The organism is Fructobacillus durionis (assembly GCF_900112405.1).
GTDB lineage: Bacteria > Bacillota > Bacilli > Lactobacillales > Lactobacillaceae > Fructobacillus > Fructobacillus durionis.
Map to the genome: position 1 here is coordinate 37,302 of NZ_FOLI01000006.1, position 13,433 is coordinate 50,734.

At 42.7% G+C, this 13,433-nt stretch carries 12 protein-coding genes; 9 read left to right on the forward strand and 3 right to left on the reverse strand.

The features are described from left to right. The first annotated feature begins 21 nt into the window (after positions 1-21). The 3 genes from BMZ93_RS05320 to BMZ93_RS05330 all read left to right on the forward strand — a co-directional run bounded on the left by BMZ93_RS05320 (position 22) and on the right by BMZ93_RS05330 (position 5,214). Positions 22-1,146, forward strand: a complete 1,125-nt coding sequence (locus BMZ93_RS05320) for a WxL protein host-binding domain-containing protein (protein ID WP_091502926.1) — start codon at positions 22-24, stop codon at positions 1,144-1,146. A gap of 38 nt (positions 1,147-1,184) precedes the next feature. Then, on the forward strand, positions 1,185-2,999 hold the full coding sequence (locus tag BMZ93_RS05325) for a pectate lyase-like adhesive domain-containing protein (protein WP_091502928.1): 1,815 nt from the start codon (positions 1,185-1,187) through the stop codon (positions 2,997-2,999). A 289-nt stretch (positions 3,000-3,288) separates the two neighbouring features. After that, positions 3,289-5,214, forward strand: a complete 1,926-nt coding sequence (locus BMZ93_RS05330; RefSeq protein WP_091502930.1) for a hypothetical protein — start codon at positions 3,289-3,291, stop codon at positions 5,212-5,214. 97 nt (positions 5,215-5,311) lie between these two features. Here the strand turns inward: BMZ93_RS05330 and BMZ93_RS05335 are convergent, their stop codons facing one another. Continuing rightward, complete coding sequence (locus BMZ93_RS05335; RefSeq protein ID WP_143404278.1) at positions 5,312-5,803, reverse strand: hypothetical protein; 492 nt, start codon at positions 5,801-5,803, stop codon at positions 5,312-5,314. Between the two features lie 236 nt (positions 5,804-6,039). Between BMZ93_RS05335 and BMZ93_RS05340 the strand changes: the two genes are divergently transcribed. Continuing rightward, positions 6,040-6,474, forward strand: a complete 435-nt coding sequence (locus BMZ93_RS05340; protein ID WP_091502934.1) for a DUF1440 domain-containing protein — start codon at positions 6,040-6,042, stop codon at positions 6,472-6,474. A gap of 201 nt (positions 6,475-6,675) precedes the next feature. Next, positions 6,676-6,996 (forward strand): helix-turn-helix domain-containing protein, encoded by a 321-nt coding sequence (locus tag BMZ93_RS05345; RefSeq protein ID WP_091502936.1) that lies wholly within the window; start codon positions 6,676-6,678, stop codon positions 6,994-6,996. 59 nt (positions 6,997-7,055) lie between these two features. On the opposite strand, the gene BMZ93_RS05350 is transcribed toward BMZ93_RS05345, so the two are convergent. After that, the gene (locus BMZ93_RS05350; protein ID WP_091502938.1) at positions 7,056-9,026 is read right to left on the reverse strand and encodes an ABC transporter ATP-binding protein/permease; all 1,971 of its coding nucleotides are present in this window, start codon (positions 9,024-9,026) and stop codon (positions 7,056-7,058) included. 105 nt (positions 9,027-9,131) lie between these two features. On the opposite strand from BMZ93_RS05350, the gene BMZ93_RS05355 reads away from it, so the two are divergent. The 4 genes from BMZ93_RS05355 to BMZ93_RS05370 all read left to right on the forward strand — a co-directional run bounded on the left by BMZ93_RS05355 (position 9,132) and on the right by BMZ93_RS05370 (position 11,733). After that, entirely contained in the window at positions 9,132-9,722 is a 591-nt protein-coding gene (locus BMZ93_RS05355; protein ID WP_091502941.1) for a TetR/AcrR family transcriptional regulator, read from the forward strand. A 116-nt stretch (positions 9,723-9,838) separates the two neighbouring features. Beyond that, a complete protein-coding gene (locus tag BMZ93_RS05360) occupies positions 9,839-10,525 on the forward strand; it encodes an HD domain-containing protein (RefSeq protein WP_091502943.1) in 687 nt (228 codons plus the stop codon). After that, positions 10,525-11,043, forward strand: a complete 519-nt coding sequence (locus tag BMZ93_RS05365; protein ID WP_091502945.1) for a GNAT family N-acetyltransferase — start codon at positions 10,525-10,527, stop codon at positions 11,041-11,043. The genes BMZ93_RS05360 and BMZ93_RS05365 overlap by 1 nt, the downstream gene beginning before the upstream one ends. Positions 11,044-11,157: 114 nt before the next feature. Beyond that, entirely contained in the window at positions 11,158-11,733 is a 576-nt protein-coding gene (locus BMZ93_RS05370) for a cadmium resistance transporter (protein WP_091502947.1), read from the forward strand. Positions 11,734-11,796: 63 nt separating this feature from the next. Here BMZ93_RS05370 and zwf read toward each other — a convergent pair whose 3' ends face one another. Further along, a complete protein-coding gene (gene zwf / locus BMZ93_RS05375) occupies positions 11,797-13,263 on the reverse strand; it encodes a glucose-6-phosphate dehydrogenase (protein ID WP_091502949.1) in 1,467 nt (488 codons plus the stop codon). Positions 13,264-13,433 lie beyond the last annotated feature (170 nt).

The window sequence follows — 13,433 nt, forward strand, 5'->3', positions numbered from 1 at the left end:
TAAGAAAGGAATATAAGTCACATGAAAAAATTTACAGTTCTTTTAGCGATGTTTGCTAGTTTACTGCTCTTTGGCAGTCATGTTGCATCTGCTAATGATACAGATTCAAAGTTTAATGTTTCTGTCGTTAAAAGCGATAAAATGCGAGGCGATACTTCTCGTGCTTGGTTTGATTTGAAGATGAATCCAAGTGAAAAGACAACGTTACACTTGGAGCTAACAAACCGTGGTGATAAGGCTGCAACCTTTATCATTGCTGCCACTCAAGCCGAAACGCAAACGAATATGGCAATGGTAGCTGATCGGTCGATCAGCGATGTGCAAAGCTCTGTTATTCCATCTTTGCAGCTTGGAAGTAATATCTTAACGGTACCCGAGACCAAGGTTACTCTTGCAGCGGGTGATACGCGTGAGATTACTGCTCAGGTTAACATGCCATCATCAAAGATTAACGGTTCTTGGCTGGGTGGTATCCACATCCAAAAGCAGGTGGATAGCAGTGACCGCGTTAAGAATGGTTATACTAACCGTTTTAACTATCTATGTTATGTTCAACTATCAAATACTGATACAGTTACGAAGGCAGACCTTTCATTAAAGAAAGTTTCTTATGAAAAGAAAGCTTCAGCTGGTCAAGTTGATATTAAGTTACAAAACGATAAGGCTGGTTATGTAGCCGATGCGAACTCTGAAGTTAAGATTCGTCAAAAGGGTCAATCGGAGAACGTTACTGACTACAAGCAAACAAACCAATCCATTGCGAATGGTTCTGTCTTTACTTATCAAGTACCAACTGATGCCTTAAAGGCTGGTAAGACATACGTTGCTGATATTACAATTCATGACAATAAGAACAACTTAACTTGGCACTGGAGCCAAGAGTTTAAGGTGTCAATGTTCTTACCTGTATCAGGATGGTTTGGTGACAAGCTTGGTAAGAACTATGCATGGTTATGGTGGTTATTAGCACTTCTTGCTTTGCTCATCTTCTTGATTATCTTCTTCCTTTTGCGCCGTCGTCGCATGGTTGATATTATCGAGATTGTTGCAGGTAAGGAAGTTCAACGCCGAGTAGCATACAAGGAGTACAAGAAGATGCTCAAAGACGGCATGTTTGTAACTTTGGCTAAAAAGGTAAAGAAGTAAAAATTGCTCATAACGAATGAATAAAAGGAGGGCGTACGATGAAAAAGCTATTATTTGTATTGGCTACTTTGTGCGCTCTTTTTGCGTTCAAAGGATTGAGTGCGTCGGCTGACACGGATACTTTTGATGTTTCCTCTTGGAAGGAAATGTATGCAGATTACAAGAGCTCAAAGGCAGATACTGTTGTCTTAAATGTTACTAATGATATAGGCCCATCTGGTTCGACTAGTGGAGCCGAAGTTAAGAGCGGAAAGAGCGTTATCATTAAGGGAAACGGTAATACACTGTATTTTGGGGATCCTAATTACCCTACTACGGAACTTTCAGAGAATATTCCTGCCAGAACGCATGGCTTCTATTCAAGTAGTTCAAGGATTGGTAATGACACGGTCTTGCGGTTAGAAAATACAACATGGGTTAACAGTATTTCCAATGGTATTTTTGAATTATCAACCGGCGCAGCTGCTACTATGCAGTTCAATGATGTCACTGAGTATAATGGATCTACTTGGACGGCAGCAACGCCGATTATGAATCACTCGGGAAAAATCGAGTTTTCTGGTAAAAATACTTTTAATATTACAGGAAGTGCGCAGGATTTTGGTTCTGGTAAGCAGAATGCTAGTTCGTTAGGTAGTTCCATTCGGACTACCTGGTCTGACCAGGCGAATTGGATTCAGGGTGGAAGAGATGTCACGGTTGTTGATGGTTCAACTACTCTCAATATGAATGGAAGTTCTTCAAATCCTTTCTATCACGATGTACTTTATTCCTCAGTGGATGTTTCGTTAAAAGTTGCTGATAATGCCAAAATGTATTGGAACATTGATAATGCAAGATTCCTAGAAAAAAGTGCAGTGAACTCACGTACTTGGATGATTGGATCCGGTGCAACATTTTTGATAAACGGTACCCAAAATACCACTAGCACTCAGTGGTTTGATTTTAATAAATCACTTTTTTCATCAGAAAATAAAACCCCTCTTGCTATTGGCGTTGCTGATGGTGGAACGTTTGATGCAACTACGGGGGGGCCTCTTAATGGACCAACTAAAAGCAGTACTCGGGCTGGTATTATAGTTGGTAAGAAGGGAACATTTTCAGTAAGCAATCTTTCAACCGATAGTGGTGTTGCGATTTCAGGGAGCTTTTCTCAAAATATTAGACTTTCTGATGCTTCTCATTTTCTAGTGCGTTCAGCAGATGCAGAACTATTCGATTCAGATAGTCAGATAGTTTTACCTGATAGTGGATTAGCTGGAAAGTTTTCTTCAACCTTTGATGCTTCATCTAATGTTCGAACAGAACCGGCAAACCACGGCTCAATAAGTACCGCTCTGAATGATTTTTCGCAATTAAGTCCCGGATATAATTCATGGACGAGAGGCCTTTTGACCGGAGTCCCAGAATATTTTGAGCTGTACGAAGCGCCCACGGTTCTAAAATTCACTGGAAATCTAGACCGATTGTATAAGTTGACGTCATCTGATTTACCAAAAAATGCCAACGAAACGACAGGTTTGATTTCTGGACAAGCGAATATGGGATTTAATATTAATTCTAATAATCCTAACCCCGCTGTGCATGTTATGCTGTCAATGTCAAAAAACAATCAGAATAATATTGTTTCTTACTTTTGGCAGAAAAAGGATGGTTCTGTTACTCCTGTAACAGGAGTAGATCAGACTATCTGGACATCGGACGGTCAATCGACAACTTCGGATGATTCTGGTAACAATTATAATGTTGATTATCAGCCTAATGAAGGTTTGTTAATGAAGACAACGAATGCCTTAAAGGCTGGTAATTATGAAGGTGCAACCTTTGATTATACGATGGTTACTGGTCCATAGACTTTTATAAAATATAAGAAGAACGTTTCGCAGATTATATTCTGTGAAACGTTCTTTTTGGTCCAATATATTACAAATAATCAGGATAAGAAGGGTTCTAATTTACCCCGAATGAGAGTTATAATGGCATTAGGGAGTTCTTGCATTGATTATCTTCTCCGGCTTATGCCATGAAATATAGTAGAAATGCATAAGACTGTAGTTGATAAAACGGTTGAACACCGTTTGCAATACAAGGAATACAAAAACTGTTAAAGCAGAATTTTTGTAATCTAAGAAGGCAAAATAAATGTTCGTAATTAATAAAGAATTAAAAGAGAGTATCATAAAAAGACTATTACTTGTAGGGGCCGTTTTATGTGCTCTTTTTATGTTAAAAGGTATCAATGCATCTGCGTATACAACACGAACTGATACAGACGGTAGTGTTACAGGTATCGTTAATCAGACATATTACGATGTTTCTTCTTGGTCGGATATGTATTCAGCATATAGAAGGTCTAATCAAAGTACCGTATTTTTGAATGTTGTTAATGACTTTTCCCCATATGGTTCTACCTCAAATGGGGCTCAGGTACAAGATGGTAAAAACTTAACTATTCTTGGGAATAATAAAACGCTTTACTTCGGGTATCCCAATAGTCCAACACACCTTGATTATAACGCTCCTATATTTATGACAAAGGGGTTTTACTCAAATTATAATTCTAGTTTATTTAGCGCTAACGCAACGCTGAGGTTAGAGAATGCTACCTGGGTAAACAGTACAAGTTTTGGAATATTTGAAATTTCAAATAATGCAAGTTCGACCACTCAGTATCACAATGTAACTGAATATAACGGGTCAAGTAATGATGCTGCAACACCAATTATTAATCGAAATGGTAGAGTCGAATTCTCTGGTAATAATGTATTTAATGTAACAGGTAGTGCACAGAATTTCGGTCCTGGAAAACAAAATCCTAATTCTTTAGGATCGCCAATTACCCCTTCTGGAGGGCTATTCCAAACGGGTCAAGCGAACTGGATACAAGGGGCTAACAATGTTAGTATTTTAGATGGTTCAACGACCTTGAATATGAATGGGACCCAATCAGATCCGTTTTATCATCAACAGAGTGATGGTTATAATGCTTCGTTGAACATTGCTGATAATGCTAAAATGTATTGGAATATTGATAATGCCAATGCGGTTGCTGATGGTGCAATTAGTTCACGTACTTGGACACTTGGTAATGGTTCTGAATTTGATATAAACGGGACTTCTAATACTGCTCAGTCACAGTGGTTTTCCGGTAACGAGAAACCATTAAATATTAATACTGGTAATAAGTCTGTTTTTTCTGCTGTAACAGCTGGTTCGCTTAATCCACCTGATCCAGGTTATGATAGTAGCTCTGGTATTAGTGTTGGTAGCGGTGCAACATTCTTGCTAAGCAAAGTAGCCCAAGATTCAAGTAACTATGCTATCTCAGGAACCTTGGCTAATGGAATTAGTCTTTCTGATTCTTCACATTTGTTGGTACGTTCCATGTCGGGTTTGCTGTTTCAAAACCCATGGACAATTAGCATGCCAAGTAGTGGGTTAGGTGGAAAGTTCTCTAAAAATTATGACGGTTCAAGTGCAAAGACGGAGGGCTCTAACACTGGTTCAATGACTGTTAATGATACGAGCCAGGGTGATTCATTTGATTTGAGTGGACTGAATCCCGGCTATTCTACTGATGCTGCAAACATACTTAATTCAAATCCGGATTACTTTGAATTGTGGGATGCACCCACCGTTCTATCGTTTAAGGGATTACAATTAAATCGAACCTATTCATTGACATCATCTGAATTACCTCATGCGTCCAATGCAAAGACAGATTTGATTTCAGGAGATGATGGGATGGGATTCCAGATCGATTCAAATAATCCTAATCCGGCCGTTCATGTTATGCTGCAGATGACCGGTAATAATCAAAAAAATATTATTTCGTACTTCTGGAAGGATACCTCAGGAAGTGTTGGAGACGAACTGACTGAAGGAAATTCACAACAAATTTGGTCATCGAAGGGGAAGACCACAAAGTCAACCGATGCAGGTAATAGTTATATCTGTAATTACGATAAAGATCATGGATTGATGATTAAGACCACCAATGCTTTAAAGGCAGGTAATTATGTTGGTGCTACCTTTGACTACACCATGATTAGCGGTCCTGGTGACTAACTGAATAAAATAAAAGAGAATGTTGCGCAGGTTAATTCCTGCTGAACATTCTCTTTTTCATTGCAACAAAAAAGAAGCACTTAGTGCTTCCTTACTTTTACTGCTTCTTTTTACGGGACCACCAGTGCTTCTTTTGGTCTTCTTGCATTTCGATTCGTTGGACACGGGATGTGACCTTGTCGAGTTGGGAAAGGGTAGCCAATTGAAGGTGCTGTTGTTGGTCGACCGTTGTTTGGGTCTTTTCAAGGTTGCTTTCAGCCTTTGAAAGGGTCGCCTTGAGCGTATCGATGTGCTCTTGGCGGTCTTCGAGTTGCTGATCCTTGTAGCCGAGCTGTGATTCCAGCATTTGGAGCTTCATCTTCAATACTTCGACTTCTGCTTCAGTTTCGGCGTTGAGGGAACCGAGGTAGGCATCCTTAGATGGCTTGAGGGCTGCTAGGTCCTCTTCGGTATAAGTGCCATTTAAATCGATGCCGCGCAACTTGGCACGGTGGAAGAGGGTCTCCCGTTCGATGCCTAAGTAGAGCAGTAGTTCGGCGGTTGAACCGAATGTGTAGTAATCAATCATATTTTCGCGTTTGACTTTCAAAAGAAAAACCTCCATTTGAATGCAGCGACTCTTCGTCAGTCTGCGATGAAACATTGTGTAGATATCGGAATAGAATACTGGATAAATAACCTTTCAATGTTCTATTATACCAAAAAGTCAATAATACTGGGCTTCATGCTTGATTCTTTAGACTTTAGCAAGAAAATACTGGTCTGCCTTTTATTTAGAATGATTGTAGTGTTATCATAAAAGAAGCGAATTAAAGGAGACCAGATATGTTTGCAACAATTCTATTAAATGCCCTTTGGGTTGGACTGCTCGGGGGAATCTTAGCCTCACTTGTCCGGATTGGCTGGCAGCAGGTCTTCAAGAGTGAACAAACAACTAAGGTGGAGGCACTGTCCCTGGGCGGTGGCATCTTTGTCGACTTTGGCAAGGGGATTGAAATCCTGATCTCCATTTTCTTGAGTATTTTCTTTGTGGTTTGGGCCAACTATGACTCTTCCATTACGCAGGGTTCTGGAACTCTTTGGGGCTTGCTCGTTTGGGCCGTGGTTGAACAGGGCGTGAAGGGTTTGCTTCGTCAGCGGCCATTCTTCTGGCACCTACCATGGCAGAGTACCATTGTTGAAATCATTGGCTACTTATTCTGGGGCTGGGCCATTTACCTTGTGGCAATTGGATTCCCAATTTCTGGTGTTTACTTCTAAAATGAATAAGGACCGGCAGTGCTGCCGGTCTTTTTTTATACTCTATTTGACCTTCTGTATAACTATTATGAACCTTAGGAATAATGGGCCATTATCGGTTGTTTTGTACTTCTAAAGGGGACTATGACTGGTTATAATATGGACAAGACAGTAGGAGAAAGGAAATCAAAGCAAGCAACCATTTAGAAGGAGGAGAGAAAAATGGTTCTTGCACATCCCACAGCAATTGAGCATTTCGACCACAAGTGGATGGAAACAGCACTGCGCCAGCAAGTTCAAGAAGAACTGGCTAACCGGCTGAAGAAGTCCCGATTGATGCACGGCTACTCGCAGGCGCAAGTTGCGGCTAGCCTTCACTTGTCCCAATCAGCCATTTCGAAGTATGAGTCGGGTCAGGTACTGCCAGACCTTCTGGTAATCCTGACCTTCTGCCATCTTTATGGGAATGATTTGGCAGCATTCTTCGATTGTCCCTTCTTCCGAGACTACTTGGAAGGATTGCCACCGGCTGATGTCGGATAAAAGAAAAGTCGTACGCGAAATAATTCGCGTACGACTTTTTAATTATATTGATTGACCACTTAATCAGCTGACAAAGCATCAATTGGGTTGAGCTTTGCGGCGCGACGTGCGGGAAGTAGGGCGGCGAGCAAAGAGATTAAGAGGGCAAGAATGAAGGCAGTGATCACGTTGCCAACAGAAATTTGCACGAAGGCGTAATCGGCGATGTTCTTCAAACCAGCGTTAATTGCTGCCTCGGCGAGGTAGGCAATACCTGTTGCAACAGTGGCAGAAAGGATACCAGTGATAAGTGATTCTGAAACGAAGAGCCACTTAACGTCACGCTTTGATTCACCCAAGGCACGGAGAATACCGATTTCCTTGGTACGAGCAGCAACTGACATGAACATCGTCACGATGATCATCAAAGCTGAAACAACCAGTGAGATACCGGCGATGGTAGCAAGAATCGTTGTGACCAAGTTGACGTAAGTCTGGATGGTGTTGATGGTGCTTTGAATTGTTGATGTCTTGTAAAGACGAGTCTGACCGTCCTTGATCTTATCAATGGACTTGGCAGTGCTTTCAACGTTGTCCAAGTCGTCAACCTTCACAGAGATACCGCTAGGGTCAGTGCTTACACCAGCCGCTTGCATGGCCTTTTGTAGCGTCGTTGTATTAACGGCGTTTACTTGATAGCCCTTGCTGTCGGTGTGACCAATACCTGAAACAGTGGCCGTGAAGGTAACCGTTACCGGTTGCTTCTGGCTGTTTTGGGTATCGTAGCTAACCGTCACTTGCTTACCAATGAGATCCTTGTAGTTGTTCTTGTTGAACTTTTCAGCAACAGCTGATTGGTCCAAAAGGATTTCGCCTTCCTTGGTAGGGGCGTGACCAGCCTTAACTGAATCGTTTGAGTAAGCGGAAGTCCAGTTCATCATGGAGCGCATCTTAACGTTTTGGTTGTTGTATGAAACGTTGACGTTGCTTGCGCTGAGCGAAGGGTCTACCTTTGAGACGTGCTTTTGTTTCTTAATTTGCTCAAGCTGTGCACTCGTAAAGGCGGGTGTTTCCGTATCGGACATCATGGATGACATGGAATCATCGTCATCGTCTTCTTTGACGTAGCGGCTAACCGACATAACTTGTGGGTTGGCAACCTTAGTGATTTGGCTAGACATGTAGCCAGACACACCGTTTCCAAGGCCAGAGAAGAGGATGACGGCAAATAGCCCAATTGAAGTTCCTAGAATAATCAAGGAGTTGTGGCCCAGGTTGTACTTGAAGTGCTTAGCAGCATTCTTCAATGAAGCCATGCGAGGCAATGGACGTGACTGAATCATTTCCTTATCAGTCTGCTTGAAGGCAGGCTTGATACGTTCGTCTGATTCAATTTGACCATCGGCTAAGCGAACGATTCGTGTTCCAGCATCGGCAACAGCCTGTGAGTGGGTAACGGTAATAACAAGACGACCTTCAGCGGCAATCTCGTTCAACAGTTCCAAAACTTCCTTGGTGTTTTCAGAGTCCAAGGCTCCAGTAGGCTCATCAGCGATGATGACCTTAGGGTCAGAAGCGAGGGCACGGGCAATGGCCACACGCTGTTTCTGCCCACCTGAAAGCTGATTTGGGTACTTCTTCATCTGACCGTCAAGGCCGACCTTAGTCAGGAGTTCCTTGGCGCGGTTTTCTCGTTCCTTCTTTGACAAGGTAGTCATGTCTAAGGAAACAAGCACGTTGTCCATTACGGAAAGGTGGGAGATGAGGTTGTAAGACTGGTAAATGTAGCCAATGGTTTCACGGCGGTACTTATCAAGGGCCTTTTCCTTTTTGTGGTCAAGCTTTTGCCCGTTCACTAGAACCTGCCCGTCAAAGTTGCGGTCCAACCCACCAATGATGTTCATCAGCGTGGACTTACCACCACCGGATTCTCCTAGGATGGAAACAAAGTCCCCAAGGTCAAAGTTGAGGTCGATGCCTTTTAAAACAGGGAACTCTTGTGATCCCAAGAAGTAGGACTTATGAATGTCCTTTAATTCTAAAAATGACATGGTGCTTCCTTTCATTAACTTAAATATTCGTTGTGTATATTTAACCTTTTAATTCATGAAAAGTCAAGTTATAATGATTTTATTAAACTCGCTGGGGTGCTTTGTATGAAAAGGGAAGAATTAAAGGAACAGAATCGCCGCCGTATTTTACAGGCGGCGACGGAGCTGATGATTCAACAAGGAATTGCTCATACAAGCATCAAGGAGGTTTCGGAGAAGTCCGGTATCTCCTTTGTGACCATGTACAAGTATTTCGATAGTAAGGAAGCCTTGGCCGAAGAGGTGGTCTATGACTTTCAAAAGAAGCACTTGGATCAGCTCTTAGAGGATGTGACTGATAAGGACCTTTCTTTTAAAGAGATGATTCGGGTTTTTGAGAAGAACCAACAGGAGTTGGAAGAATTGCTTGGCCCTGAAGGCTTTGAAGAGTTCCGGGTGTTTGGCCAGAAGTCAGAACGGATTGCTGCCTACTTTAAAGAAATGCAAAAGCAGTTAGTGACCATGCTTATCATGGCCGGCCGCGTTTCGGGTGTGATTCATACTAAGGCTAGTAACGATTCAATCTTAATGTTTGTCTCCTGGCTGATGGAGTACATTGAAAACCGTCACGAAGAATTAACAGAAGATCAGATGGCTGATATTGAAAGCCTCTTTATGTACGGCTTAGTGGGTAAAGGCGAACATAAAAACATTTAAAGAAAAAAGGTTTGTTTTTTATTCAAATATTTTAAAAATAAACACTTGAACCATGGCGTTTTTTACACTAAAATGAGAAAAACGATTTGCGCTTTGATTGAAGGGGAGAGGTTTACATGATTGATTTGGATGCAATTCACGACTTTGCTTTGGCGACTCTGGGGGATGATACCTCGGGCCATGATTTTTACCATGCACAGCGTGTAGCCGACTGGGCAGTGAAGTTCTTTGTTGAAGACCACGGTCAAGTGACGGCTGAGCAGGAAGCCATTATGCGTGCCGGTGGTTTGCTGCATGATACGATTGATGATAAAGTCGTGGACGATGTTCCGGGTCAAGTTAAAAAGGTGGAAAAGTTGTTGGAAGAAAGCGGCTTTTCCCCTGAAGAACGGGCCGATGTGATGGATACCATCCAACACATGTCCTATTCAGCTAACCTCGTGCACCACTACGAGCTGTCTGAATTGGGTCAGTATGTTCAGGATGCTGATCGAATTGAAACACTTGGGGCAATCGCTATTGCCCGCACCTTTGCATACGGTGGGGCCAAAGGGCATGTCTTGGCAGACCCAAAGGTACTGCCTGTGACGGATATCAAGGATAAGGCGGCCTACCGTCAAAACGATAATCCTTCCGTAAACCATTTTTACGAGAAAATTTTTAAGCTCCCAGCCCAGTTGAATACCCCGGCAGCACGGGTAGAGGGTGAAAAGCGCAAGGAGTACATGAAGGACTTCTTGCGAACTTTGAATGAAGAGACGGGTCTCTTAGAAGACCCTGCATTCTCACTAGATAATGTTTAATGATTGATAAGACGATTCGTGAAGCAACAGTCGAAGATATTCCCGCTTTAGCTCAATTGGGTGAGGCGACTTTTGTGGAGACCTTTGGTCAGGAAAGTCCGGCAGAAGACGTCGCTAATTACTTAGCAGAAGCTTTTTCTTTGGAAAAAGTGACGGCAGAGATGGCGGAACCGGGCGCCACGTTCTACCTTTCCTTTGTGGGGGATGAACTGGCTGGCTATCTGAAGTTGAATACCGATGACAGTCAAACCGAACCGGAAGGGCCGGATTCATTAGAGGTGCAGCGAATCTACTTTTTGAAGAAGTTCCAGGGCCTTGGCCTCGGGACGGACTTCTTCCGCTTGGTTGATGAAAAAACGAAGGAAGCCGGTAAGAAACGGATTTGGTTGGGTGTCTGGGAGCATAACCAGAAAGCCCTACACTTTTATGAAAAGAAGGGTTTCAAACCCTTTAGCGAGCACGTCTTTGTGGTTGGCAGTGACCGTCAGCGCGACATTATGATGGAAAAGAAAGTTTAAGCAGTCGTTTGACTGCTTTTTTTATTGTCTGGTTGACTTTGTTTCTATATATGATAATCTATTCATGTATTAAATATGATTTATTATTCATGTTATGTGATTGAGAGGATACATATGAATGTTTTAGTTTTAGCGCTGACCTTTTTAGCGATCAACCTCGATTTCTTTATTATGATGCTCTTTTTATTGAAGAAGTATTCTTTTCGGGCGGTGCTCTTTGGTTTTATGGCGGCAACGATGTTGCTGATGGTGCTCTGCTTTATCGCAGGTCAGTTACTGGAAAACTTCCTGCCAGAATGGTTACTGGGTGTATTAGGTATTATCCCAATCTATGTGGGTCTGAAAGGCGAAGATGAAGAAGAGGGCGATGTGCAGGCCAAGTCGCCCTTCTGGATTGTCTTTGGAACCTACCTATCAGTTTGTACCGGCTGTAACCTATCAATTTTCCTACCGGTTTTATTGGGAAAAAGTTGGACGACTTTTGCAGTCAGCTTAGTCGTTATTGCGATTCTGACGCTCCTTGTTGTCTCCCTAATTAACTGGGTTGATCAAAAGAAGTTGGTAACCGAAGTTATCGACCGCTTTGGTGAACAGCTGATGCGTATCTGCTATATCCTAATTGGTCTTTATGTCTTCTATGACTCAGGGCTCATTGCGCATCTTTACGAACTGATTGTTGGTCACCTTTAAAAGGGCATAATAAAAAAGCAGTAATCCGATTGATTTCGGACTACTGCTTTTTTGATTGAATGATTATTCTTCGCCGTCGAATACCCAGGCGTCGCCGTTCTTAGCGAGAAGCTCGTCGGCTTCCTTAGGACCCATGGTATCTGATTCGTAGGTGAAGAGTGGTGCCTTATCAGCTGCATAAACATCTGAAAGGGCATCCGTAAACTTCCAGGCAGTTGCCACACCGTGCCAGTCGGCAAAGTTTGAACCGTTACCGTCCATGGCATCGTGCAACATCCGTTCGTAAGGAGCTGGCGTTTCAGCCTTTTCCTTATCGGTAGGTGCCCAACCAAGGTTGATAACTTGTGTTGAGAAGTTATCTGAAACCTTCTTTGAGTTCAATGACATTGTAATCTTTTCGTCAGGGGAAACGACGATTGTCAAAACTGTTTCTTGTGGTTCTTGCTGACCACCGAACTTGAAGGCACCGGCCTTGAAGACAACGTCAATACGAGTAGTCTTCTTGCTCATGCGCTTTCCTGAACGGATGTAGAAAGGAACGCCTTCCCAACGTGGTGTGTTGAAGTGCAACTCACCAGCGATGTAAGTGTTTGTCTTTGAATCCTTAGGAACATCAGGTTCTTCAGTGTAGGCAACGTGGTCAGTGTTTGTCTTGCTTGCGCCATATTGGGCACGAACGAAGTAGCGGTTTACTTCTTCTTCGTTATAAATCTGCAAGGCTGAGAAAGCCGCGTTCTTAGCGTTACGGATTTCAGAAGCTGAGAAGTCCTTTGGTTCTTCCATGGCCAACCAACCGATGATTTGCATCGTGTGGTTTTGGATCATGTCCAAAAGGGCACCGGCCGTGTCGTAGTAACCGGCACGTTCTTCAACACCAAGTGTTTCGGCCAAGGTAACTTGCACGTTCTTGATGTAGTCCTTGTTCCAGGCCGTGTTCAACATTGGGTTTCCGAAACGGAGAGGGGCAATGTTCATGACCATTTCCTTACCAAGGAAGTGATCAATACGGTAAACTTGATCATCGTTGAAGGCAGCCGTCAATTCGTTTTGCAACTGTTCGGCTGTCTTATATGAAGTTCCGAATGGCTTCTCAATCATGATACGGTTGTAACCAGTATCTGCCAAAAGTCCTTCGGACTTCAAGAACTGAGCAATTGTTCCGAAGAAACGTGGGGCAACAGCAAGGTAGAAGATGCGGTTTCCGGCAACGCCGAACTTGTCAGATGCCTTTTCGATTTCTTCCTTTAAGCCAACGTAGCCAGCAGCGTCTGTTACATCAGAAGCGATGTATGAGAAGTGTTCCAAGAAGGCTTCCACTTGCTTCTTGTCCTGACCTTCTGAAATCGATGTGCGAACCATGTCTTGGTATTCAGCATCTGTCAAATCTTGACGAGCCGTTCCAACAATGGCGAAGTTCTTAGCCAAAAACCCCTTCTTGTACAAGTTAAATACAGATGGGTAAAGCAGGCGCTTGGCAAGGTCACCAGTAGCACCGAAGAACGTAACTAAGGTTTTTAATTCATCAACCATTAAGATTCCCCTTTATCTCTTTTTTCTCTATCTTCTACATTATAAACGATACGAACTGAAAAATCAGTGGATAATACCGAAAAAAGATAAAAAATGAAAACGGTTACTTTGTTGATAGATAAGCATTGTCGAAAAATTCTTCATTCTTTTTTAGCTGTCCCTGGTAGAAT

Bases quoted from the DNA above. Each gene is read 5' to 3' on its own strand.
- BMZ93_RS05340 (WP_091502934.1), top strand. From the start codon at position 6,040: ATGTTTGCAACAATTCTATTAAATGCCCTTTGGGTTGGACTGCTCGGG.
- BMZ93_RS05320 (WP_091502926.1), top strand. From the start codon at position 22: ATGAAAAAATTTACAGTTCTTTTAGCGATGTTTGCTAGTTTACTGCTC.
- BMZ93_RS05355 (WP_091502941.1), top strand. From the start codon at position 9,132: ATGAAAAGGGAAGAATTAAAGGAACAGAATCGCCGCCGTATTTTACAG.
- BMZ93_RS05365 (WP_091502945.1), top strand. From the start codon at position 10,525: ATGATTGATAAGACGATTCGTGAAGCAACAGTCGAAGATATTCCCGCT.
- zwf (WP_091502949.1), bottom strand. From the start codon at position 13,263: ATGGTTGATGAATTAAAAACCTTAGTTACGTTCTTCGGTGCTACTGGT.
- BMZ93_RS05330 (WP_091502930.1), top strand. From the start codon at position 3,289: ATGTTCGTAATTAATAAAGAATTAAAAGAGAGTATCATAAAAAGACTA.
- BMZ93_RS05370 (WP_091502947.1), top strand. From the start codon at position 11,158: ATGAATGTTTTAGTTTTAGCGCTGACCTTTTTAGCGATCAACCTCGAT.
- BMZ93_RS05345 (WP_091502936.1), top strand. From the start codon at position 6,676: ATGGTTCTTGCACATCCCACAGCAATTGAGCATTTCGACCACAAGTGG.
- BMZ93_RS05360 (WP_091502943.1), top strand. From the start codon at position 9,839: ATGATTGATTTGGATGCAATTCACGACTTTGCTTTGGCGACTCTGGGG.
- BMZ93_RS05325 (WP_091502928.1), top strand. From the start codon at position 1,185: ATGAAAAAGCTATTATTTGTATTGGCTACTTTGTGCGCTCTTTTTGCG.
- BMZ93_RS05350 (WP_091502938.1), bottom strand. From the start codon at position 9,026: ATGTCATTTTTAGAATTAAAGGACATTCATAAGTCCTACTTCTTGGGA.